This window comes from Leucobacter albus (assembly GCF_039528015.1).
Lineage (GTDB): Bacteria > Actinomycetota > Actinomycetes > Actinomycetales > Microbacteriaceae > Leucobacter > Leucobacter albus.
The window spans coordinates 470,581-492,925 of record NZ_BAAAKZ010000003.1; the positions used below are offsets into that span (position 1 = coordinate 470,581).

A 22,345-nucleotide genomic window follows, 5' to 3' on the forward strand; every position below is an offset into this window, starting at 1 on the left:
GGCGGCTCCGTGTTGCCGCGTGCCGGCCACGCTGCCTGCTCGCCGCACCGGATTCTCGCCGTGCCGGATCCCTCCCGCGCGGCCCCATCACCGCGCCAGCTGGCGCACTGCCCGAAAGGAATCAGCAGCATGACTCACCTCCACAACGGACCAACCCTCAACGGTCTCGGCCTGACCGTGAACGTGGTCGACTGGGAGTCGGGTATGCCGAACTCCCGGGCCACGAGGCGTGACCCGCGCATGCCGCTGCTGAGTGAGGCCGCTGGGTTTACCTCGTGGATGTCAGAGGGGTGGGGCGACGCTGACCGCGAGCTGCGGGTCGAGCCTGGCGCGGCGACGGCGGCGGCGCATCACCGGGGCAGGCTGTCTGCCGAGCTTCCGGGGGAGACCCTCGTCATCGCGGCGGGGCGCTCGCAGTTGCGCGCCAACGACACCTACTTCGAGTTCCGCGCCGACAGCGACTTCCTCTGGGCCGTTGGCCACGGCATCGAAGACGCCGTGCTCGTGATGCGGCCATCCGGGGGCGGGCACGATGCGACGCTGTACATCACGCCACCCGCGCGCCCAGGGAGCAAGGCGTTCCACGCCGATGCGAACCACGGCGAGCTCTGGGTCGGCCCCATCGCGGGCGTGACCGAGGTCGCCTTGGCGCTCGGGCTCGATGTGCGGCCGATCGGGGAGCTTGCCGACGCAGACGTGCCAGACGGGGCGCTCATTGCCGGCGCCGCGGTCGTCGCCCGCGGCGCTGGCGCTGCAATCGGCGGGCGGGCGCGCTCCGCGCGGCTCGCGACCGTATTGTCAGAGCTGCGCCAGATCAAGGACGCCTGGGAGATTGCCCAGCTTCGCGCCGCGAACCTCGCGACGGTCGACGGCTTTGCCGCGGTCTCCCGCGAGATTCCCCGTGCGATCGCGCAGGGCGGAGAGCGCTGGCTGCAGGGCACCTTCGACAGGCACGCGCGCACCGTCGGCCAGGCTCCCGGCTACGCGACGATCGTCGGCTCGGGCGCGCACGCACCGATTCTGCACTGGGTGCGCGCCGACGGCAATGTCGACCCCGCCGAGCTGCTGCTGCTCGACATGGGCGTTGAGATGCGCTCGGGCTACACCGCAGACGTCACGCGCACCCTCCCTGCGAGCGGCACCTTTAGTGCCGCGCAGCGGCAGGTGCACGACCTCGTCGAGAAGTCGCACCGCGCTGGCCTCGCAGCGGTGCAGCCAGGCAGGCTCTGGGCCGACTTCCACGCTGCGTGCATGGAGGTGCTCGCCGAAGGGCTCAGCGACTGGGGCATGCTGCCCGTGTCGGTCGATGAGGCGCTGTCGGAGCACGGCCAGCACCACCGGCGATACATCGTGTGCGGCGTCGGCCACCACCTCGGGCTCGACGTGCACGACTGTGATTCTTCGCGCTACGAAACGTACCTCGGCGGCACCGTGCAGACCGGCATGGCGCTCACCGTCGAGCCCGGGCTGTACTTCCATGCCTGGGACGAAACCGTGCCGCCCGAGCTGCGCGGCATTGGCGTCAGGCTCGAAGATGATCTCGTTGTCACCGAGACCGGCCACGAGGTGATTTCTGATGCCCTGCCCATCGACGCGGCGGGAATTGAGGCCTGGATGCGCGAGGTTTCGCGCGAGTAGCACCTCGTCGCCCCCGCAAAAGCCCTGATCCCATCAAAAATTGCAATTTGGGCTCGGCTGTGACACACTTACCTAGTTCGCTTTTGCGTCCCAGGCTTTCGCGCCCTGCCCTGCGGTCACCCGACCCAGCTGCCGCGCGGCGTCACATGTTCACCAACCTGAAGGAGCCATCACATGGCAGTCAAGATTCGCCTCAAGCGCCTCGGCAAGATCCGCGCACCGTTCTACCGCATCGTCGTTGCTGACTCGCGCACCAAGCGCGACGGCCGCGTCATCGAGGAGATCGGCAAGTACCACCCGACCGAGAACCCCTCGTTCATCGAGGTCGACTCCGATCGCGCGCAGTACTGGCTCTCCGTTGGCGCGCAGCCGACCGAGCAGGTCACCGCGCTGCTCAAGCTGACCGGCGACTGGGGCAAGTTCACCGGCGAGGGCAACACCGAGTCGAAGGTGCTCGCGCCCGAGGGCAAGGAGATCTTCGAGGCAGACGCCAAGAAGAAGTCAGTCGTTCGCCCGAAGGCTGAGAAGCCTGCCGAGGCACCTGCCGAGGAGGCCGCAGAGGCTCCCGCCGAGACCGAGGCGCCGGCTGAAGAAGCCGCCGCAGAGTCGACCGAGGCGTAAGACCCTTGGCTGAGATGGTGCTCGCTGATGCGCTCGAGCATCTCGTCAAAGGGATCGTTGATCACCCCGACGAGGTGCGCATCAACCAGCGCGCTGGTAACCGCGGCGAGAGTCTTGAGATTCGCGTGCACCCCGAAGACCTCGGCCGGGTGATCGGCCGCAGCGGCCGCACCGCCCAGGCGCTTCGCACGGTCATCTCAGCGCTCGCATCCGGCGAACGCGTGCGGGTCGACATTGTCGACACCGACGCACCTGAGGCCGGCTGATGGCTGACGCTCCCAAGCGTGCGCAAGCTCCCCGTCCCGCTAGCGGGGCGGGGAGTTTGCGTGTCGGTCGCCTGACCAAGCCGCACGGGCTCAAGGGTGGCGTGAAGCTCGAGATGTTCACCGACAACCCCGACCTTCGGTTCGTGCCGGGGGCGAAGTTTCACCTGCAGGTGCCAGAGGACTCGCCGTGGTTTGGCCAGCTCATCGAGCTGCGCGAGCTGCGCTGGTTCAACAGCATGCCCGTCGGGTTCTTCGTCGAGGTTCCCGACCGCACCGCGGCCGAGAGCATTGTCCGCGCGATCCTGTGGATCGATGAGCAGACTGTCGCAGCGAGCTCCGAGGAGAACGCGTGGTACGCCCACGAGCTCGTCGGCCTCGACGTTGTTCAGCCCCTCGAGGGCGGCCGTACCGAGAAGCTCGGAACCGTCGCCGAGGTGCAGCACTTCCCGGCGCAAGATCTGCTCTCGGTTGCGACCGCGAACGGTACGGTGCTCGTGCCCTTCGTGGAGGCCATCGTGCCCCACGTCGATCTCGAAGCCGGCATCGTCACGATGACGCCACCGCCAGGGCTCTTCGGCGAGGGCGCGATCGAAGACGGCTCGAACCAGCCGGGGGCGGGCGCGTGAGAATCGACGTCGTCACGATCTTCCCGGGGTACTTTGACGCGCTCGAGCTCTCGCTGATGGGGAAGGCGCGCGACCGCGGGCTCATCGACCTGCACGTGCACGACCTGCGCGAGTCGGCGCACGACAAGCACCGCACCGTCGACGACACGCCGACGGGCGGCGGGGCCGGAATGGTGATGAAACCTGAGCCGTGGGGCCAGGCGCTCGATGGCATTTTGCCGGAGTCCGAGGATCCGCTCATCATTTTCCCGTCGCCAGCCGGTGACGTGTTCACGCAGGCGATGGCCCGCGAGCTCGCGCACGAGCAGCACCTGGTCTTCGGCTGCGGGCGCTACGAGGGCATCGACCACCGCGTGTTCGACGAATACGCCGAGCGCGGGCGCGTCAGGCTCGTGAGCATTGGAGACTACGTGCTCAACGGGGGAGAGGTCGCGTCGATCGCGATGATCGAGGCGATCGGCCGACTGCTCCCCGGAGTCGTAGGCAACCCCGACAGCCTCGTCGAGGAGTCGCACGAGTCTGGCCTGCTCGAATACCCGAGCTACACGAAACCCGCCGAGTGGCGGGGCCGCCGGGTGCCCGACGTGCTGCTCTCTGGCAACCACGCCGCGATCGATGCCTGGCGACACGAGCAGAGCGTCGAGCGCACCCGCAGGGTTCGGCCTGACCTGCTTGGCGACTAATCTTGATCCATGCGTGATTTTTTCTCGGCGGTAACCGGCAAAGCGGTGCGTGCGGTGGCGCGGCTGCGCGGGGGCGGCTCCGCGCTGCCCGGCCTCGTTGTCGAGCGGCTCGACCCCGGGTTCATGGCCCGCGGGCTCGAGCGGCTCCCGCTCGGCGTTATCGCCGTGAGCGGCACGAACGGCAAGACGACGACCACCAAGATGATCGTCGAGATGCTCGAGGCGCAGGGGCTCAGCGTGTTCACCAACCGCACCGGGTCGAACTTCTCGCGCGGCGTGGTCGCCGCGATGGTTGAGGAAGCATCTCTCGGAGGCAAGCTCTCGGCCGATGTGGCCGTGCTCGAGCTCGACGAAGCCCACGCGATGTTCTTCATCGAGCGCGTCAAGCCGCGCTTCACGCTGCTGCTCAACGTGCTGCGAGACCAGCTCGACCGCTTCGGCGAGATCGACACCACCGCGCGCTACCTGCAGCGCATCGCAGACGCGACGACCGATGTGCTCGTCGTGAACCGCGAAGATCGGCTCATCGCAGAGATCGGCGCGCGTACCCGCGTGCGGGCGGCCGGCACATCGGGGCCCGAGGTGCGCGAGTTTGGGCTGACGCAGGCGCTGCTCAGCACCTTCCCTGGCGACGACGACTTTCATGCGGGGTCGGGAGGCGGTGCTGGCGCTGGCGCTGGCGCTGGCGCCGGTGCTGGCGCCGGTGCAGAGCGTGCGGGCGCAGACGTGACGCTCGTCGAACTCGGCAAGAACTCGGCCACGTTCGAGATTGATGGCGAGCTGCACTCGACTCCGCTGCAGCTCGAGGGCCTGTACAACACGTACAACGCTGCCGCCGCCCTCGTGACCGTGCGCTCCGTGCTCGGGCGAGCCGTTGCGGCCGGGCTCGCGCAGACCGCTGAGACCACGGCGGTGCTCGAGTCGCTCGCGTCTGTGCGGCCGGCGTTCGGGCGCGGCGAGAAGCTCGAGCTCGACGGCCAGCCGCTCGAGCTCGTGCTCGTGAAGAACCCGGCCGGCTTCAGGCTCGGCCTCGCGTCGTTCGACGCCGAGGGCGTCGCCGTGATGATCGCCGTGAACGACCAGTACGCAGACGGGCGCGATATGTCGTGGCTGTGGGACGTCGACTTCGAGTCGCTGCGGGCCGGGGGAGTAGACACGGTCACCGGCACGCGAGCCTGGGACATGGCGCTGCGGCTCGAGCACGACGATGTTGCAGTCGGCGCCGTCGAGGAAGATCTGGGCACAGCGCTTGCCGCGTTCAGGTCGCGCACGAGCGGCCAGCCCCGGCGCATCTACTGCACCTACACCGCGATGCTGGGCCTGCGTAAGCGGCTTTCCGAGGTCACCGACGTGGAGGAAATCTAATGGCAGATCAGCGCGAACTCGTCATCGTGTCGCTCTACCCGCGTGACATGAACATCTACGGCGACCGCGGCAACCTGCTCGCGCTGACGCGCCGCGCCCGCGCGCACGGCTTTGAGCCGCGCGTCGTCGAGCTTAATGTCGGCGATGAGCTGCCCGAGCACGTCGATATCGTCATCGGCGGCGGGGGCCAAGACTCGGGGCAGGGGCGGGTCTCAGCAGACCTCGTGGGGCGCGCTGGCGAGTTTCGAGAGCTCGCTGATGCCGGCACACCCATGCTCGTAATTTGTGGCCTCTATCAGCTATTTGGCCACCGCTTCGTTACGGCCTCGGGGGCGACCCTCGAAGGCATTGGGCTGCTCGATGTCGAGACCCGTGGCGGCGAGGATCGCATGATCGGCAACGTCGTCGTCGAATCGGCCGACTTCGGTGAGATCATCGGCTACGAAAACCACAGTGGCAACACCGTGCTTGGGCCGGGTTCGGAGCCCCTCGGCCGGGTGATCCAGGGCGCGGGCAACAACCCGACCGACGGCGCCGAGGGCGCGCGCACTGGCAACGTGCTCGGGTCGTACCTGCACGGGGCTCTGCTGCCAAAAAACCCCGCGATCAGCGACTTTCTCATCGCGACCGCCGCAACACGGCGCTACGGTTCGTTCAAGCCGCTGGCTGGCGCCGACGCTACCGCCGACCGCGCGCGGGCTGCCGCCAAGCGCCGCCCCCGCTAGCGCCGGCTCGCTGCCGCCAAGCCGCTACCCCTGCTAGCGCGCTACCCCCGCCCCTCACGTCCCTCACCCCCTCACGGCCCGCGGGGCCATCCACCCCTGTAGTTGCCTCCGAAACCACCCCCTTGCTGCGCGAAACAACCATCGGCCCCGGAGGGAAGTGTAGGTTTCGAGCGCGCTAAGCCGGGCAACAACCGATCGTAGGCAGCACCGCGCAAAACTTTTTCGCGTTTCCGGGAATAGATGCATGCGCATGTAAGTTGTGCTTAGTGTCCGCAAGATCCCGGACAGCCAATTCAGTGGCAGACACTTGGCGCTGGACAAGTTTTGAAAGGTATTCACTCATGACGATCACCGCAGACCAGATCCCCGGCTACCGCGCAGGCACCTGGAAGATTGACGCCACGCACTCCGAGGTGGGCTTTGCGATCCGTCACCTCGCGATCAGCAAGGTCAAGGGCAAGTTCGAAGACTTCGACGCGACCTTCGTGACGGGCGAGAACCCGCTCGACTCGAGCGTCACCGCGACCGCCGAGGTCGCCTCGGTGAACACGAACGAGAAGAACCGCGATGGCCACCTGCGCACAGGCGACTTCTTCGAGGCCGAGCAGTTCCCGCAGCTCACCTTCGCCTCGAACGGCGTGCGTGTTGTCGACGGCGACTTCAAGGTCGACGGCGAGCTCACGATGCGCGGTGTGACGAAGCCCGTCACCTTCGACTTCGAGTTCGGTGGCTTCGGCGAAGACCCCTACGGCAACTACAAGGCCGGTTTCACCGCGAAGTCGGTCGTGAAGCGCGAAGACTTCGGCCTCACCTGGAACGCCCCGCTCGAGAAGGGCGGCTTCCTGCTCGGCGACGACGTCACGATCACGATCGACGTGCAGGCCGCGCTCGTCGCGTAACTGCCCGCTCGGCGAGGTCTCCAGGCGGATCCGCGAGCTCGACGCGTGGGGCGCGTCAGCAGTCGCGGATCCGCTGCGAACCTCGCCGAAACCGACTCGTGCCGCGCGCGGGGAAGCACCGCGGCACTAGTCGAGCTCGCCGGTAATGCGGCCGCGAACGCGGCGCAGATCCTCCATGAGTGAGCCAATCAACACCCAGTGCCTGGGCGGCGGTCGTTGAATCGTATAGGGCGCCGTGAGCGCGGGCGGTTCGGCGGCCGCGCTCGGCTCCGCGGGAGCCTCGCCAAGGAGCAGCAGGTCGTGCGCAGCCCGTCGAATCTCGCGGCGCATGCCGATCACCGAGGGGTCGTCAACGAGCTCGGGGTCGTAGAGATCGTAGAGCGCCCGCGACATGCCGATGACCTGGGTCACGATCGGTTGGACGCGTTGAAACAGAGCATCGTCTTCGAGTAGCTGGCGCATGTGGCGCCGCCCGCGCGGGTTGAGCCGCAGGCTCTCGCGCGCGCTGCGAAGCGAGGCGTGCACCTGCGCGCGCTCAGCGTGCAGCTCGCGCGCCTCGTCGAGCATGCCCTCGAGCCACGCGTCGTCGCGCGGCTCGTCGAGGGTGTCGGCGAGGCGGTCGAGCGCCCGCGCAGCATTCACCGTGAGCGAGGTGATCTGGGTGTGCGTGACATTGGTTCGCACCGGTGCGGCGATCGCCGCGTTGACCGCAACCCCGATCGCCGCACCAATCGCGGTCTCGACGAGCCGCTCCACGCCGTACCCAATCTCAGACCCGCCGAGCGCAATCATGAGCATTGCGGTGATGGCGATCTGGTTGGTCGACGTCGCGCTCATGCGCAGCAGCCAGCCCACCGCCATCGACACGAGGATGGCCGCGATAAAGAGCCACGAGTTTGTGCCGAACAGCGCACCGGCGCCGAGTGCGACCGAGACTCCAAAGAGCACGCCGACCACGCGCTCGATGCCCTTGGTGAGCGACTGATCCACGCTCTCTTGCACGACGATCAGCGCGGCGATCGCCCCGAACATCGGCAGCGACCCAGGGAACACCAGCAGGCAGACAAACCAGCTGAGCACCGCGGCGCCGCCAGCCTTCGCGAGCTGCAGCGCCGGCGGCCTCGCCGCGACCGTGAACCGCCCGGTGACGCGCTGCTCAGCCCGACGCCACCACGGGGCCGCGAGGTCGCTCATAGCAACCCGAGTTTGATGAGCTCCTCGCTGAGCGTCGCGCCGTCGGGGCCGTACACCCACGGAATGCCGCTGGCGTCTTTCTGCTGCTCCGCTTTCGAGCGCCCGCCCGCGAGCACGGCCTGCCCGACAGACAGCTGCCTGATCGCGACCGCGGCAACGTTCTCGGGGTGCTCTCGCGCGAACTCGGCGTAGAGCGCCTCGTCGTGCTGCCCGTCATCGCCGAACATGATCCACCGCACCCCGGGGAACTCTCGCGCGAGACGCTTGAGCTCGCGCTGCTTGTGCTCCCGGCCGCTGCGGAACCAGCGGTCGTGCGTTGGGCCCCAGTCGGTGAGCAGCAGTGGGCCCATTGGGTAGAGGTTTCGTGCGAGGAATCGGCTGAGGGCCGGCGCCGCGTTCCATGCGCCTGTCGAGAGGTAGATAAACGGCGAGCCGACGTGGCGCTTTGCGAGCCTGTCATAGAGCACGGGCATGCCGGGCGTCGCCCGGCGTGCAGTCTCGTCGAGCACGAAACTGTTCCATGCCGCGACGAAGGGCTTGGGGAGCGCGGTGATGAGCACGGTGTCATCGACGTCGGAGAGAACCCCGAGTTCGGCGGCAGGGTCGACGATCTTCACCGGGGCGTGCGCCTCTTCCTCGTCGCTCACCCGCAGCGTGACCGTGTGCCAGCCGGGGGAGAGCGCGACCCGCACGATCGAGTCGATCACGCCGCCACGATCGGCGACGACCTCGGCTGTAGGCACATCGTCGACGAGCACCGTGATGCGCTGGTACGGCACGTACACGCTCGTGAACGTGCGCCACCCACGCACGCGCGAGACCTCTTGCACGTCGGGGCGAACCCGCGAGTGCTCGGTCGTGTCTGGCCTGAGGTAGAGCACGCGGCCGAGCACGCGCACCCATTCGGTGGTGCCGTAGCCGATGTACGGGATCACCGACGGCGTCTTGCCTCGCTTCACCGCCTGCTTCGCGCGACTGCGGTGCATTCGGTCTTCGAACCGTGCCGCGAAGCGCGGGCGGCTGTCAGGCAGGTCGTCTGGCGAAGTCACCTAGCCAGTGTATGACGAATCGCCTGGGTCATTGTGAGGCACAACGGCAAAAGAATCTCGACGTCAAAATTGATTCGCAGGTAACTCTCAGCTTGCATATACTGACAACAGTTGGCAATTATGCCGGCGCCCCGCGGGTACACCCGCCCGTAGGGAATTCCTACGGGAGTAATGCGTTCCCGCGCGGCGAGCGCCCATCTCCTGGTTTTAGGAGAATAAATGAATGAGTTCCTCGATCCGGTAGCGCTTGCGCGCTGGCAATTCGGATTGACCACCCTGTATCACTTCATTTTTGTGCCCCTCACGATCGGCATGGCGCTCCTCGTAGCGATTCTGCAAACGGTGTGGGTACGTACCGGCAAGGAGAAGTACCTCCGTCTGACTCGGTTGTTCGGGAAGGTCTTCCTGATCAACTTCGCCATGGGTGTCGTCACCGGCATCGTGCAGGAGTTCCAGTTCGGCATGAACTGGTCGAACTACTCGCGGTTCGTCGGCGATATCTTCGGCGCACCGCTCGCAATGGAGGGCCTCATCGCCTTCTTCTTCGAGGCCACGTTTATTGGCCTGTGGATCTTCGGCTGGGAGAAGCTCCCCAAGAAGATTCACCTGATGACGATCTGGTTCGTGTGGATCGGCACCGTGCTCTCGGCGTACTTCATTCTCGCCGCGAACGCCTTCATGCAGAACCCCGTTGGCTTCAACATCAACGAGGAGCGCGGGCGCGCCGAGCTCGAGAGCATCGGCGATGTGCTGCTGAACCCGGTGGCGCTCACCCAGTTCCCGCACACAATCTTCGCCTCGATCATGTTCGCCGGCGTCGTGCTCGTGTCGGTCGCGGCGTGGCACCTCAAGCGCGGCCAGTTCGTTGACGAGATGCGCACCACGCTCCGCTTCGGTGCATGGACAAACCTCATCGCGTTCGCTGGCGTCGGGCTGAGCGGGCACTCGCTCGGCCTCGTGATGACCGAAACCCAGCCGATGAAAATGGCTGCGGCCGAGGCGATGTACAACACCGCAACGGGCCGCGACGCCTCGTTCTCGCTGTTCAGCCTGGGCACGCCAGACGGCGCGCACGAGATCTTCTCCGTGCGTATTCCCTACCTGGCATCCTTCCTCGCAACGAATTCCCTCGATGGAACTGTTGAGGGCATCAACGATCTCCAGGCCGAGTACACCGAGATGTACTGCGGCGCAGCCGACTCGCTGCTCACCTGCCCGACCGATGGCGCGTTCATGCCAATCGTGTGGGTCACCTACTGGTCGTTCCGCTGGATGATCGGGCTCGGTGCCCTCGCCGCGCTCGTCTCGCTCGTCGGCCTGTGGATCACTCGCAAGACCGTCGACCTGCCCAAGTGGGTCTGGACCGTTGCCATCTGGACAGCGCCGCTGCCGATGCTCGCATCGCTCGTCGGCTGGATCTTCACCGAGATGGGCCGCCAGCCCTGGATTGTGTTTGGGGTGATGACAACAGAGCAAGGCATATCCCCGGGCGTGCCGGGGTGGATGGTGCTCGTCTCGCTCGTGGTGTTCACGATCGTGTACGGCGGGCTTGCGGTTGTCGAGTTCGGGCTCATCGTGAAGACGGTGAAGGCCGGCCCACCAGAGATCGCCCGCACGGGCGACGGGGGCGGGGCCGACGGCTCGGGCTCTGTCGACAAGAACCAACTCGCGACGGTCTACTAGGAAGGGAGTCAGATCATGGAATTGACAACCGTATGGTTCCTCATCGTTGGCGTCATGCTCATCGGGTACTTCGTGCTCGACGGCTTCGACTTCGGTGTGGGCATGTCCCTGCCCTTCCTGGGGAAGACGAACAACGACAGGCGCCTGCTCATCAACACGATTGGCCCGGTCTGGGATCTCAACGAGACCTGGCTCATCGTGGCCGGTGCGTCGCTGTTCGCCGCGTTCCCCGAGTGGTACGCGACGATGTTCTCCGGCTTCTACCTCGCGCTGCTGCTCATTCTCGTCGCGCTCATCTTGCGCGGCGTCTCGTTTGAGTTCAGGCATCAGCGCAAGGGCGTGAAGTGGACTCGCTGGTTTGACCAGTTCATCTTCTGGGGCTCCGTGCTCCCGCCGCTGCTCTGGGGCGTGGCTTTTGCGAACCTCGTGCAGGGCGTGCCGATTCGCACAGTCGAGACCGGGGGCTGGCTCTACGAGGGCACGCTGCTCACGCTGCTGAACCCGTACGGCCTGCTCGGCGGGGTTGTCGTGATGCTGCTGTGCTTCACGCACGGCCTCGTGTTCGTCGCGCTGAAGACCGTTGGCGAGATGCGCGATGGCGCACGAAAGATGGCGAAGAACGTCGGCATCGTCACGATCGTGCTCGCAGCCGCGTTCCTCGTCTGGACGATCGTCATGCACCTGTCGAGCCCGAACATCGGTCTCATCATCGCGTGCGCCGCCGTCGCCGCGGTCGCGCTCATCGGCGGGTGGGTCGCGAACCTCGCGGGCCGCGAGGGCTGGGCGTTCGTCGGCAACACCGTCACGATCGCCTTTGCGCTGCTCACGATCTTCGTCGCGCTCATGCCCAACCTTATGCACTCGAGTCTCGGCCCCGAGCACTCGATGGACATCGTTGGCGCAGCGAGCTCGCAGAAGACGCTCGAGCTGATGACCTGGGTCGCCGTGTTTACGCTGCCCCTCGTGCTCGCCTACCAGGCGTGGACGTACTGGGTGTTCCGCAAGCGGCTCACCCACGACATGATCCCTGCGGAGGAGCCGCAGGGTGCGCCCGCCGAGGCCACCGCGTAGGCGGCCCCGACACCCATGAAGCCCCTCGACCCACGCCTGTTGCGTTTTGCGGGAGCTGCCCGCTCGGTGTTCGCGCTCGGTGCGCTCCTCGGAGTAGTGCGCACCTTCGCGATCATCGCCTGGAGTTGGTTCCTCGCGCAGGCGATAGCCGCGGTCGCGATTCCGGTGTACGAGGGGCTCTGGGACTCGGCTGGGGCCGGGCGGGTTGCCGAGGGCGTGTACGCCCCAGGCAGCCTGCCCTGGCTCGCGGCCGGTGCCCTCGCCGCGGCGATCGTGCGGGCCCTTGCTGGCTGGGGCATGGATGTCGTCGCGGCCCGCGGGGCAGTGCGCGTCAAGGCGCAGCTCCGGGCCGCCGCGCTCGACGCCCTCGACGCGAGGAGCCCCGAGGCGACCGCCGGCACCCCCGACGCCAAGCTCGCGACCGTGCTTGGGCGCGGCCTCGACGCCCTCGACGGGTACTTCTCGGGTTACGTTCCACAGTTCATACTGGCGGTCGTCGCGACCCCGATCCTTGTCGCCACCGTGCTCTTCTCAGACCTGCTCAGCGGAGTCACGGTGCTGCTCGTGTTCCCCGTCATTCCGCTCTTCATGATTCTTATCGGCCTGGCGACACAATCGGTGCAGGGCAAGCAGTGGGATCAGCTGCAGCGGCTGTCGGCCTCATTCCTTGACGTTGTCGAGGGGCTGCCGACACTCAAAATCTTCCGGCGCGAACAGCGCCAGGCCGCGCGCATCGAGCGCGAGACCGAGGAGTATCGCTCGCGCACCATGAGGGTGCTGCGGGTGACATTCCTCTCCGGGTTCGTGCTCGACCTCGCCGGCACCTTCTCGATCGCCCTCGTCGCGGTAACTGTCGGCACGCGGCTGGTCGCGGGGGAGTTTCCGCTCGCGCTCGGGCTGTTCGTGCTGCTCGTGCTGCCCGAGGTGTTCGTGCCAATTCGCCAGGTCGGCGCGGCCTTTCACGATTCGACGGAGGGCCTCGCCGCCTCCGAAGATGTGTTCGCGCTCATCGAGGGCAAAGATATGCCCGAGGAGGCACGCGAAGAGGCACGCGAAGGGTCCAGCGCGGCCTCGGCCGACGAGCCGAGCGCTGAGCTGGCGGGCCGCGAGGCGACGTCGGTGGCGGATCGCGGGCTCGCCCGCCCGACACCCGCCTCTGCGCCGCCCGGGCTCACGTTCTCCGACGTGCGGCTGAGCCGCGGCGGCCGGCCCGTCGCCGGCCCGGTACGCTTCGCCGTCGAACCGGGGGAGTTCGTCGCCCTCGCTGGCCCCTCTGGCGCTGGCAAGTCGTCGCTGCTTGCTGCCGCCCTCGGCTTCCTCGCCCCCGCTGGCGGGCGGGTCGGCGCGAGCGGCCCGATCGCCTGGGCCGGCCAGCAGCCGGGGCTGATTCAGGGCACCCTGCTCGAGAACGTCGCGCTCGGCAGCAACACCCCCGACCCCGCCCTCGCGCGCGAGATGCTCGACAGGCTCGGCCTGCACGGGCTCGAGCTCGACAGGCAGCTTGGAGCGCAGGGCTCGGGGCTCTCGGGCGGCCAGGCCCAGCGCGTCGGCATCGCCAGGGCGCTGTATCGCGCCGAAGCCGTGGGGGCCGACGTCGTGCTGCTCGACGAGCCGAGCTCCGCGCTCGATGCCGCCAGCGAGGCCCTCGTCATCGACGCCGCGCGCGCAGAGGCAGGGCGCGGGCGCGCCGTGCTCGTTGTGAGCCACCGGCCAGCTTTGCTCGCCGCGGCCAACCGCATCGTCGAGATCGCCCCGGCGGAGCCGACTGCGGCCCTTATGCACGCCGAGGCCCCCACCCAGGCCCGGGCCGAGGCCCCGGCTGAGGCCCAGTCCCAGCCCGAGGCACAGGCCCAACCCGAGGCACAGGCCCAGCCCGAGGCACAGGCCCAACCCGAGGCACAGCCCCAACCCGAGGCACAGCCCCAACCCGAGGCACAGCCCCAACCCGAGGCACAGCCCCAACCCCAACGCCAGCCCCGGGTCCAAGCCCAGACCCCCGACCCCCAGGAGGCCCGCTCGTGAGCGTCGACACCGTGCTGCAGCGTGCCACCCCGTCGCGCCGCCGGGCGCTGCCAGGCCAGCTCCTCGGCATTCTCTCCGACGGTGCGGCCGTCGGCCTGCTGGCGCTGAGCATGTGGCTCATCACGCGCTCCGGCGCGCAGCCGCCTATTCTGCACCTCACGTTCGCCATCGTGGGCGTGCGCGCCCTCGCGATCGGCCGCGCCGCCTTCCGCTACGCCGAGCGGCTGTCGAGTCACGACGCGGCGCTCTTCCAACTGGCGAAGCTGCGAGCCGATACCTTCACCGCGCTCGTTCCGCGGGTGCCCGGCGCGATCGAGTCGTCGCGTCGCGGCGAGATCCTCGCGACCTTCGTCGACGACGTCGACCAGCTGCAAGACCACCCGCTGCGCGTGCGCCAGCCGCTCATCGTGAGCCTGACGGTGACCGCGCTCACGGTCATCGTTGTTGCGATCGCGTCGCCCGTCGCGGCGCTCATTCTCGCCTCCGTGCTCGCGCTCGCGGCGCTCGTTGGGGCCTGGCTCGCTCGGCGCATCGCGGGGCAGAGCGACCGTGAACTGGCCGATGCCCGTTCGGGTCTCACCGACGCGCTGCTCGATCGCTTCGCGTCGGCCGGTGTGCTCGCCGCTTTCGGTGCGCTCGGGGCGCAGCGCGCGCGCATCGAGGCGGCGGAGCAGCGCCTCGCCCGCGTGCTGCTCACCCGCACGCGGGCGGCCGGGCTGACGGGGGCGCTCGTCGCGCTCGGCGCTGGAGTCGCGTCGGTCGCGACACTGCTCGCTGTTGCGCCGCAGGCGGGCGAGGCGTTCTCTGTGCCGGTGTTCGCGGCGATCGTCGTCGTGCCGGCCGCCGTGTTCGACGTGTTCGCGCAGGTGTTCGCGGCGCTCACGGCGCGCCGCACGGTGCGCTCGAGCGCCGAGCGAGTGGCGCGGCTCACTGCCGGGGAGCTACCGAGCGAGATCCCGGTGGATCCGATTGCTTCGACGCCCGCATCGGCCGCCCATGTCGCCGCTGGGCCTGCCGCTGCAACATCAGGTGCTGCGCCTGGCGCTGTGCCCGCCGCTGCGCCCGCCGGGGTTCCCGTTGCTGCTCCCGTTGCCGCTCCCGTTGCCGCTCCGGGTTCGCCCCTGCTCGAGGTGCGCGACCTGAGCGTTGCGCACCCGGGTGGGGATGCCGTGATCACCGGGCTGTCGTTCGCGCTGCAAGCCGGCGAACTGCTCGTGCTCACGGGAGACAGCGGGAGCGGCAAGTCGACCCTCGCGCTCGGGCTCAGCAGGTTTCTCGAGTACGGCGGCAGCTACCGACTTGGCGGCGTCGAGGCGCGGGAGTTCACGGGCGCTGCGGTGCGCGGCTTCGTCGGGCTGTGCGAGCAGCAACCGCACCTGTTCAACACTGACATTCGGCAAAACCTGAAGTTCGCTCGTGAAGACGCGACCGACGAAGAGCTGCTCGAGGTGCTCGAGCGAGTGGGGCTCGGGGAGTGGGTGCGTGCTCGCGGAGGCCTCGACGCGCAGGTCGGTGAGCGCGGGGCGCTCGTGTCTGGCGGGCAGATGCAGCGCATTTCGCTCGCCCGCGTGATCCTCGCCGACTTCCCCGTGGTGATCCTCGACGAGCCGACCGCCGGGGTCGACCAGCTCGTGGCCGACAGGCTGCTCCGAGACCTGCTCGGGGCGATTCCCGCGGATCGCGCGGTGATCCTCATCACGCACACCGATCTCCCCACCGAGATCCCGGTCTCCGCGCGCCTCGCACTCTAAACGCAGGTGAGCGGCCCGTCGCCGAGCCCCCGTAGCCGAGCCGCCCGTAGCCGAGCCCCGCGCGCGGGGCTTGCCCGAGGGTCCTGCGCAGCATAGGTGATCTGCGGTGGATCGGCTCGATGGGGCCGGGCTGAGCCGGGTTTGTGCCGATCCACCCCGGTTGTGCAGGAACACGGCGGGCGCGGCCCGCGGGCGCCGCTCGAGCAGCGCCCCCGAGGGGCCTGCGCAGCATAGGTGATCTGCGGTGGATCGGCTCGATGGGGCCGGGCTGAGCAGGGTTTGTGCCGATCCACCCCGGTTCCGCAGGCGCGCAGGCGCGCAGGCGCGCGGCCCGCGCGCCTGCGCGAGTGAGCAGCGCAGGCTGGCGCGAACCGGTCCGCGCTTATTCCCCGGCGCGACTACAGCGCGGCGGTCACGAGGCGCGCGGCGAGCGTGCGGGCGGTGAGCACGCGCGCACCCGTGTTGGCCCGAATCTCGGCGGCCATCGCTTCGGAGTAGCCGATGCAGTCGAGAAACACCCAGCCGGCCGAGCCAGCAGCCCCCGCGCCGAGCCCCGCGTCGAGCCCCGCGCCGAGCTCGGCGAAGCGGGCGAGTGGCTCGGTGTACGGGTCGCACGCAATCGTCGTGACCTCGCGGCCGAGACGCCTGGCCCAGCGCGCAGCGATCGCGCCGGCCTGCTCGGGCTCGGGCACCACGACGGTGAGGGGCGCCTCCCCGATGAGCGCCGCGACCGCGCCGTGCGCGAGCGCCTCGGCGAGGTACAGCGGCACGGGGGCGCTCAGGCCGGGAATGTCGCCAGTGCACACGACGAGGATCGCCGTGGCGCCGAGCGAGACCGCGCGATCGACCGCCTGCTGAATGAGCGGGTGGATTCGCTCCTCCGAGAGCACCGCGTGGCCCCCGCTGCGCAGCCGCGACACGAGCACTCCCTCGCCCGCACGGGGCCGTAGCTTGGCGATCTCGGCCGGTGAGAGCTCGTCGAGTGCCCCGGCCTCGATGACGTTGATCCCCTCGAACAGGGGCATGATGTCGGGGGTGAGATCGACCCGCGGAGCCTGGCCGATCGTGATGAGCGCGAGCGTTTTGGGCGCGAGCGTTTTGATGGTGGCGGCCTCAGGCGGCATCTCGCCCCTTGAGGCCGGCCGCGATGATGCGGCGCCGCTCCTCGCGGCTGATGACCTGGCGCGGGTCGGGCACCGGAACGGCGGCGAGCAGCGCCCTCGTGTACGCATCCTGCGGGTTCGCCAACACCTCGCTGCACACCCCCTGCTCGACGACTTTGCCCTTGTTCATCACTATGATGTCATCACCGATGAACTCGACGACCGAGATATCGTGCGAAATGAAGAGATAGCTCAGCCCGAGCTCCTCCTGCAGGTCCTTCATGAGGTTGAGCACCTGCGCCTGCACCGACACGTCGAGCGCCGACACCGGTTCGTCGCACACGACGAGCTGCGGGTTCAGCATGAGCGCGCGGGCGATGCCGACGCGCTGGCGCTGCCCGCCGGAAAACTCGTGCGGGTAGCGGTCGGCGTGCTGCGCCTCGAGGCCAACGCGCACGAGCATGTCGGCCACCCGGCGCCTTTCTTCGCCCTTGGTCAGGTTCTCGTGCAGCCGCAACGGCTCGGCGAGCAGCCGGCCAATGTTCCACCGCGGGTCGAGCGACGCGTAGGTGTCTTGGAATACGATCTGCATCTGCCTGCGGCGGCGGCGCATTTCGTCGTCGGGGAGCCCAACGAGGTTCACGCCGTCGAAGAATACGTCACCCGACGTCGGCTCGATGAGCCGTAGCACGCATCGCCCGGCGGTCGATTTGCCCGAGCCCGACTCGCCAACGATTGCGAGGGTCGACCCTTTGCGCAGGTCGAAGCTCACATCGTCGACCGCGCGAAACTTGCCTGCGCCGCGCTTCGCGCCCCGGCGGTCAAACTCCTTGACGACGTGCTGCGCACTGACGAGAACACTCATGCCTCAAACACTCCTTCGGCGATGTGGGGGAGCCGGGCCTTGCCGGCGTTTCTGGCTGGCATCGAGTCGAGCAGCGCCTCGGTGTAGGGGTGGGCTGGCCGCTCGAAGATGTCGAACACGCTCGCCTGCTCCACGATCAGCCCGCGGCGCATGACCGTCACGTTCTGGCAGGCCTGCGCGACGACGCCGAGGTCGTGGGTGACGAGCAGCACCGCGGTGCCGTGCTGCTCCTGCAGGTCGAGAATAAGGTCGAGAATCTGCGCTTGCGTCGTGACATCGAGGGCGGTGGTCGGCTCGTCGGCGATGAGCAGGTCTGGCTCGCACGACATCGCCATCGCGATCATCGCGCGCTGCCGCATGCCGCCAGAGAGGTGGTGCGGGTACGAGCTTGCGATCTCTTGTGGTCGCGGGATCCCGACCATTTCAAGCAGCTCGATCACACGGGCGCGCGCCGCTTTGCGCCCGAGCTTCAGGTGGCGCCTGAGCGGCTCGGCGATCTGGAACCCGATCGTGAACGATGGGTTCAGCGCCGTCATCGGCTCCTGAAAGATCGTGCCGATGCGCAGGCCGCGGATGTCGCGCATCTGGCGGTTGGAGTAGGAGGCCATGTCAACACCGTCGAGCACGATGCGCCCCCCGGTCATCTGCACAGCCCTGGTGGGCAGCAACTTGATGATCGACATCGCGGTCAGGCTCTTGCCCGAGCCCGACTCCCCGACGAGGCCGAGGGTCTCGCCGCGATTGATCTCGAAGCTGATGCCGTCCACGGGCGTGCTCGTGCCCCGTCGGGCCTGCACCTCGACGACGAGATCTTCAACTTGCAGCAGTGCTGACATGGCGTACTCGCTTACTTGCCTATTTGTTTACTGGGTGCGGCCGAGGGTCTGCAGGTGGGTTGCCTCACCGTACAGGCTCGTGAGGTGGGCGAACTGCTCGGCATCGTGGAATGCGACCTGGCCCGCGCCGAAGTACTTTGCAGTCTCGATTGCGAAGCGCGAGGCGAGCTCGATGTCGGTCGCGTGGCTCGCGCCGGTCGCGCAGCCGGCGACGGGCACTGCGGTGGTGATCGCGACGCCGACGACTGGCGCATCTGTTGCGACGGCCGGCTGGAGGATCGAGTTCACGTGGTGCAGGTCGTTGCCGTAGGGGGTGATGTCTTGCGTCGCGAGCGGGAAGACGACGGCGCTCTGGCCAGTCACGGTCTCCACGATGCTCACGAGATCCTCGCTCGGGCGCAAGATGTAGCCCGACTTCACCGTCGGCGAGATGGCGATGCCGCGGTGGTTGATCGTGCGGTTGCCCTTGGTCGTGTCGATCGACACGATCGCGTCCATGTCGGCCTCTACCTCGTGGTCGTTCATGGTGCCCATGTCGACTGGGGAGCCCATGAACGGTACGGGGTCGTGTGGCTCGGTCGGGGCCCACCCGGTGACGTGCGTCGTGACGACGACGTCGCCCGGGAGCACGTCTCCCTGCGCCGACATGTTCAGCAGCTTCGCCGCAGCAGCGAGCGCGGCCGCGCAGCCGTCACCGTCAGAGACGAAGCCGATGCGTTCGGGGCGCGCACCGACGCCGCCGAGGCGACCGACGATGCCGAGGGTCGGCGCCGATCCGCCCACCGATTTGCCCGCGGAGCCCGGAATGAACACGCGCACGAAATCGGTCGACAGGCCTGAGTCTCCCTCGATGGTCTTGACGGTGATCTCGGCGTTGTCAGCGCCCTGGCTGCGCAAGAAGCTTGCGAGGGATTCCCCCGAGGTCTTCGGGGTGTCGAGGAGCTCGACGACGTCGAGTACATAGCGGAGCATGCGTGGTTCTTTCTGTTCTTGGTCTGGTGTTCGATTAGTCTGCGAGGCCGAGGTAGCGCAGCGCGGTGAGCGCGTAAACCTTCGCCGCCAGCACGACGTCAGCGGCAAGCGCGCGCTCGTTGAAGCTGTGGATCGTCTTGAGGTCAGCCGGCCCGTACTGCAGCACGGGAATGCCGTGGCTGCGGAACGTGCGGGCATCTGACGAGGCCCACTGCAGCACGCCCTGCGCTGCGGGGTCTGACAGGTCGCGCAGCGCGTCGACCAGGGTCTCGACGATGGGGTCGGTCGGGGGCGTCCAGTTCGGCTCGCTCATGAAGCCGAGGAACTCAATCTCGGCCTCGATGCCCTCTTCCGCGAGAATCTCGAGCACGCGCTCGTTGACCTGCGCGCGGGTGAGCCCGAGCGGCACCCTCGTGTCGAACTCGATGACGCAGGTGTCGGCGACGACGTTCGTCGACGTGCCGCCGGTGATCTTGCCGACGTTGATCGTGACGTGCTCGAAGACGTCGCCGATTCCGGGGCCGTAGCCCTCGCGCTCCTCGGCGTACGCCTTCGAGTCTGCGATGAGCTGCTTGAGGTCGTCAGACTGCTCGGGCACCATGTCCCAGAGCTTCTGGAGGGCGATGATTGCACGCGCGCCGAGCAGGTTGGCGCTCACGCCGTGCAGCGGCTGCAGGCTGCCGTGACCTGGGGTGCCCTGAATCGTCAGGCGAAACCAGTTGCTGCCCTTCTGGCCAATTGTCGGGTGGTCGCGCTCGGCTGGCTCGGCGATGATGCCGCCGGTCGCGCCGTCGAGCACGCCCTGGTCGAGCAGCCAGTGTGCCCCGAGCGGGCCGCCCGTCTCCTCGTCGGGCACCGACGCAAACGACAGCTTGCCCTTGAGCGGCACGCCGAGGCGGTCGAACACGACCAGCGTGTGCATGAGCCCAGCGAGGCCCGCCTTCATGTCGCTCGCGCCGCGACCTCGCAGCCAGCCGTCAACGACGTCGCCGGCGAACGGCGGGAAATCCCAGCGCGCCGTGTCGCCGACCGGAACCACATCGTGGTGGCCGGCGAACACGAGGTGCCTGTCACCCTCGCCCTTCTCGCCGCGGTGCGAGACGACGCTCACGCGCCCCTCACCCGCATCGTGGAGCTCGGTGTCGATGCCCGCGGAGCCTAGGTACTCCGAGATTACTCTTGCGATCTCGGTGCAGTCGCCCTCTGGGTTCTCGCTTGGCGTCTGGATGAGGAGCCCGGCGAGCTTCAGGAGCTCCTCTGACGACTCATCGATGGCCTGGAGTACCTGGGTTTCCCAAGACGAAGCGGTTGACATGACACACTCTTTTCTGCGGTTGAGGGGGCGCGATGGGCGGGTGGTGGTGCGAGCTGGTCTTGCTCAGCTGGTCTTGCTCAGCTGGTCTTGCTCAGCTGGGCGAATCGAACGAGGCCGTCTGGGTACGAGGTGTAGCCCTCGAGCCCGTCGCGGTGCGCGACCGCGATGTTGTACTCGTAGAGGTAACCCCACGGTGACTCTGCGTTGATGATCTGCTGCATTTCGCCGTAGAGGCCGTTGCGCACCTCGGCGTCGGGCTCCGACGCGGCCTCGGCCCAGAGCTCGTTCACGCGCGGGTTGTTGTAGTTGCTGTAGTTGCTCGAGCCCGAGTCGACGAGCAGCAGCCCGAGGTGGTAGCCGGGGTCGTTGACGAACGAGGTCCAGCGCGAAATATATGCCTGTACGTTCTTCTCGGCGAGGGCGTCGAGGAACTGCGCGCGGGCCATGTTCTGAATGTTCATAGTGACGCCGATCTTCGCGAGCTCTGCCTGAATGAGCACGGCGTCGTCGTTCCAATCGGGGAAGCCTGAGCCGAGGGTGAAGGTGAACTCGAAGCCTTCGGGGTAGCCCGCCTCTGCGAGCAGCTCCTTCGCGCGGTCGAGGTTGTACTCCGCCTCGTTGCCCTTGTCAGTCCAGCCTGGGGTCGAGCTTGCTACCGACGAGCGCATCGCGCTTGCCTGGCCCTTCATGACGTCTTCGAGGAGCTTGTCGTAGGGGATAGCCATGGTGACGGCCTGGCGCACCTTCTCGTTGTCGAACGGTGCAACGTTGCTGTTCATAGCGAAGTAGAGAATCTTGTTGCTGGGGCGTGAGTCGACGACGACGCCGTTCGTGCCGTCGAGGCCCTCGAGGTCTTTCGGCGCGACCTCGAGCGCCATGTCGACCGAGCCCTTGGTGAGCAGCTGCAGGCGGTTCGACGCGTCGCCGATGAACTTGAGGTTTACCTTGTCGATTGCGGGGGACTCGCCCCAGTACTTTTCGTTGCGGTGCAGCTTCGCCTCGCTCGCCGGGTCCCAGCTGTCGAGAACGTACGGGCCGGTGCCCGCGGTGTTCTGCTTCAGCCACTCGGCCCCACCGTTCTCCTCAACGAGATCCATGTCGATGATCGAGAACGAGTACATCGGAATGATCTGCAGGAAGAGATGGTTTGGCGCGTTTAGCGTGATCTTCACCTCGTGCTCGCCCGTCTTCTCGGCGCTCTTGATGCCGGCCATGCCGTAGAGGAAGCTCGCGGAGGCGGAGTCAGCGATGTGCTCGAACGACTTCACGACGTCGTCGGCGGTGAGAGCCTTGCCCGATTGGAACGTTATGTCGTCGCGCAGGGTGAAGGTGTACTCGGTGTTCGACTCGTCGACCGACCACTCCGAGGCGATCATCGGCTCGATCGTCGCGGTGTCAGACACGCGCTTGCCGTTCTCCTCCTTCGTGCCGTAGGTGACGAGCTGGTCGTAGGCGGCGAGCACGAGCGTGTCGCTGGTGCCGTCGTTGGCCTCAGCGGGGTCGAGCGTGGTGCCGCCCTCCGAGTAGGCGATTGTCATGGCCGAGCCGGTGTCTTCGCCGGCGCCGGAGTTTGCGTTGTTTGCGCTCTGTGCGCAGCCGGTGAAGGCGAGCGCTGCCGCGGCTGCGATGGCAACCGTGGTGAGGAGTTTTGGTGTTCTCAT

20 protein-coding genes are annotated in these 22,345 nt (G+C 67.7%); 12 read left to right on the top strand and 8 right to left on the bottom strand.

All coding sequences use genetic code 11. From position 1 onward, the window contains the following. Positions 1-129: 129 nt before the first annotated feature. The 8 genes from ABD115_RS05815 (at position 130) to ABD115_RS05850 (ending at position 6,823) form a co-directional block, all read left to right on the top strand. Entirely contained in the window at positions 130-1,638 is a 1,509-nt protein-coding gene (locus tag ABD115_RS05815) for an aminopeptidase P family protein (RefSeq protein WP_343959150.1), read from the top strand. Between the two features lie 174 nt (positions 1,639-1,812). Next, a complete protein-coding gene (gene rpsP, locus ABD115_RS05820; protein WP_343959152.1) occupies positions 1,813-2,259 on the top strand; it encodes a 30S ribosomal protein S16 in 447 nt (148 codons plus the stop codon). Between the two features lie 17 nt (positions 2,260-2,276). Then, positions 2,277-2,525 (top strand): RNA-binding protein, encoded by a 249-nt coding sequence (locus ABD115_RS05825; protein WP_343959862.1) that lies wholly within the window; start codon positions 2,277-2,279, stop codon positions 2,523-2,525. Beyond that, positions 2,525-3,151, top strand: coding sequence for a ribosome maturation factor RimM (gene rimM / locus ABD115_RS05830; protein ID WP_343959154.1), 627 nt, complete (start codon positions 2,525-2,527; stop codon positions 3,149-3,151). Before ABD115_RS05825 ends, rimM begins: the two co-directional genes overlap by 1 nt. Further along, the gene (trmD, locus tag ABD115_RS05835; protein WP_343959156.1) at positions 3,148-3,834 is read left to right on the top strand and encodes a tRNA (guanosine(37)-N1)-methyltransferase TrmD; all 687 of its coding nucleotides are present in this window, start codon (positions 3,148-3,150) and stop codon (positions 3,832-3,834) included. Before rimM ends, trmD begins: the two co-directional genes overlap by 4 nt. 9 nt (positions 3,835-3,843) lie before the next feature. Continuing rightward, positions 3,844-5,199 (top strand): MurT ligase domain-containing protein, encoded by a 1,356-nt coding sequence (locus ABD115_RS05840; RefSeq protein ID WP_343959158.1) that lies wholly within the window; start codon positions 3,844-3,846, stop codon positions 5,197-5,199. After that, entirely contained in the window at positions 5,199-5,924 is a 726-nt protein-coding gene (locus ABD115_RS05845) for a type 1 glutamine amidotransferase (protein WP_343959160.1), read from the top strand. The genes ABD115_RS05840 and ABD115_RS05845 overlap by 1 nt, the downstream gene beginning before the upstream one ends. A 341-nt stretch (positions 5,925-6,265) precedes the next feature. After that, a complete protein-coding gene (locus ABD115_RS05850; RefSeq protein ID WP_343959162.1) occupies positions 6,266-6,823 on the top strand; it encodes a YceI family protein in 558 nt (185 codons plus the stop codon). A 126-nt stretch (positions 6,824-6,949) separates the two neighbouring features. Here the strand turns inward: ABD115_RS05850 and ABD115_RS05855 are convergent, their stop codons facing one another. Both ABD115_RS05855 and ABD115_RS05860 read right to left on the bottom strand, forming a co-directional pair. Continuing rightward, positions 6,950-8,017, bottom strand: a complete 1,068-nt coding sequence (locus tag ABD115_RS05855) for an FUSC family protein (RefSeq protein ID WP_343959164.1) — start codon at positions 8,015-8,017, stop codon at positions 6,950-6,952. After that, on the bottom strand, positions 8,014-9,066 hold the full coding sequence (locus ABD115_RS05860) for an App1 family protein phosphatidate phosphatase (protein WP_343959166.1): 1,053 nt from the start codon (positions 9,064-9,066) through the stop codon (positions 8,014-8,016). Before ABD115_RS05860 ends, ABD115_RS05855 begins: the two co-directional genes overlap by 4 nt. Positions 9,067-9,285: 219 nt before the next feature. Here ABD115_RS05860 and ABD115_RS05865 point away from each other — a divergent pair, with 219 nt between their 5' ends. The 4 genes from ABD115_RS05865 to cydC are packed head-to-tail and all read left to right on the top strand — an operon-like array spanning position 9,286 to position 15,593. Further along, on the top strand, positions 9,286-10,749 hold the full coding sequence (locus ABD115_RS05865; protein ID WP_343959168.1) for a cytochrome ubiquinol oxidase subunit I: 1,464 nt from the start codon (positions 9,286-9,288) through the stop codon (positions 10,747-10,749). Between the two features lie 15 nt (positions 10,750-10,764). Further along, positions 10,765-11,820: a cytochrome d ubiquinol oxidase subunit II gene (gene cydB / locus ABD115_RS05870; protein WP_343959170.1), complete on the top strand. Its 1,056-nt coding sequence runs from the start codon at positions 10,765-10,767 to the stop codon at positions 11,818-11,820. 15 nt (positions 11,821-11,835) lie between these two features. Continuing rightward, positions 11,836-13,842, top strand: coding sequence for a thiol reductant ABC exporter subunit CydD (gene cydD, locus ABD115_RS05875; protein WP_343959172.1), 2,007 nt, complete (start codon positions 11,836-11,838; stop codon positions 13,840-13,842). Further along, entirely contained in the window at positions 13,839-15,593 is a 1,755-nt protein-coding gene (cydC, locus tag ABD115_RS05880) for a thiol reductant ABC exporter subunit CydC (protein WP_343959174.1), read from the top strand. Before cydD ends, cydC begins: the two co-directional genes overlap by 4 nt. A gap of 398 nt (positions 15,594-15,991) precedes the next feature. Here the strand turns inward: cydC and ABD115_RS05885 are convergent, their stop codons facing one another. From ABD115_RS05885 to ABD115_RS05910, 6 genes are all read right to left on the bottom strand, one after another. After that, entirely contained in the window at positions 15,992-16,717 is a 726-nt protein-coding gene (locus ABD115_RS05885) for an AroM family protein (RefSeq protein WP_343959176.1), read from the bottom strand. Beyond that, positions 16,707-17,561, bottom strand: a complete 855-nt coding sequence (locus ABD115_RS05890; RefSeq protein WP_343959178.1) for an ATP-binding cassette domain-containing protein — start codon at positions 17,559-17,561, stop codon at positions 16,707-16,709. The genes ABD115_RS05885 and ABD115_RS05890 overlap by 11 nt, the downstream gene beginning before the upstream one ends. Then, complete coding sequence (locus ABD115_RS05895) at positions 17,558-18,397, bottom strand: ABC transporter ATP-binding protein (protein WP_343959180.1); 840 nt, start codon at positions 18,395-18,397, stop codon at positions 17,558-17,560. Before ABD115_RS05895 ends, ABD115_RS05890 begins: the two co-directional genes overlap by 4 nt. A gap of 27 nt (positions 18,398-18,424) precedes the next feature. Beyond that, the gene (locus ABD115_RS05900) at positions 18,425-19,369 is read right to left on the bottom strand and encodes a DUF1177 domain-containing protein (RefSeq protein ID WP_343959182.1); all 945 of its coding nucleotides are present in this window, start codon (positions 19,367-19,369) and stop codon (positions 18,425-18,427) included. Positions 19,370-19,403: 34 nt separating this feature from the next. Continuing rightward, positions 19,404-20,684: a M20 family metallopeptidase gene (locus tag ABD115_RS05905; RefSeq protein WP_343959184.1), complete on the bottom strand. Its 1,281-nt coding sequence runs from the start codon at positions 20,682-20,684 to the stop codon at positions 19,404-19,406. Between the two features lie 77 nt (positions 20,685-20,761). Continuing rightward, on the bottom strand, positions 20,762-22,345 hold the full coding sequence (locus ABD115_RS05910; protein WP_343959186.1) for an ABC transporter substrate-binding protein: 1,584 nt from the start codon (positions 22,343-22,345) through the stop codon (positions 20,762-20,764).

Bases quoted from the DNA above. Each gene is read 5' to 3' on its own strand.
- ABD115_RS05815 (WP_343959150.1), top strand. From the start codon at position 130: ATGACTCACCTCCACAACGGACCAACCCTCAACGGTCTCGGCCTGACC.
- rpsP (WP_343959152.1), top strand. From the start codon at position 1,813: ATGGCAGTCAAGATTCGCCTCAAGCGCCTCGGCAAGATCCGCGCACCG.
- rimM (WP_343959154.1), top strand. From the start codon at position 2,525: ATGGCTGACGCTCCCAAGCGTGCGCAAGCTCCCCGTCCCGCTAGCGGG.
- ABD115_RS05840 (WP_343959158.1), top strand. From the start codon at position 3,844: ATGCGTGATTTTTTCTCGGCGGTAACCGGCAAAGCGGTGCGTGCGGTG.
- ABD115_RS05845 (WP_343959160.1), top strand. From the start codon at position 5,199: ATGGCAGATCAGCGCGAACTCGTCATCGTGTCGCTCTACCCGCGTGAC.
- ABD115_RS05850 (WP_343959162.1), top strand. From the start codon at position 6,266: ATGACGATCACCGCAGACCAGATCCCCGGCTACCGCGCAGGCACCTGG.
- ABD115_RS05855 (WP_343959164.1), bottom strand. From the start codon at position 8,017: ATGAGCGACCTCGCGGCCCCGTGGTGGCGTCGGGCTGAGCAGCGCGTC.
- ABD115_RS05865 (WP_343959168.1), top strand. From the start codon at position 9,286: ATGAATGAGTTCCTCGATCCGGTAGCGCTTGCGCGCTGGCAATTCGGA.
- cydB (WP_343959170.1), top strand. From the start codon at position 10,765: ATGGAATTGACAACCGTATGGTTCCTCATCGTTGGCGTCATGCTCATC.
- cydD (WP_343959172.1), top strand. From the start codon at position 11,836: ATGAAGCCCCTCGACCCACGCCTGTTGCGTTTTGCGGGAGCTGCCCGC.
- ABD115_RS05885 (WP_343959176.1), bottom strand. From the start codon at position 16,717: ATGCCGCCTGAGGCCGCCACCATCAAAACGCTCGCGCCCAAAACGCTC.
- ABD115_RS05890 (WP_343959178.1), bottom strand. From the start codon at position 17,561: ATGAGTGTTCTCGTCAGTGCGCAGCACGTCGTCAAGGAGTTTGACCGC.
- ABD115_RS05895 (WP_343959180.1), bottom strand. From the start codon at position 18,397: ATGTCAGCACTGCTGCAAGTTGAAGATCTCGTCGTCGAGGTGCAGGCC.
- ABD115_RS05900 (WP_343959182.1), bottom strand. From the start codon at position 19,369: ATGCTCCGCTATGTACTCGACGTCGTCGAGCTCCTCGACACCCCGAAG.
- ABD115_RS05905 (WP_343959184.1), bottom strand. From the start codon at position 20,684: ATGTCAACCGCTTCGTCTTGGGAAACCCAGGTACTCCAGGCCATCGAT.
- ABD115_RS05910 (WP_343959186.1), bottom strand. From the start codon at position 22,345: ATGAGAACACCAAAACTCCTCACCACGGTTGCCATCGCAGCCGCGGCA.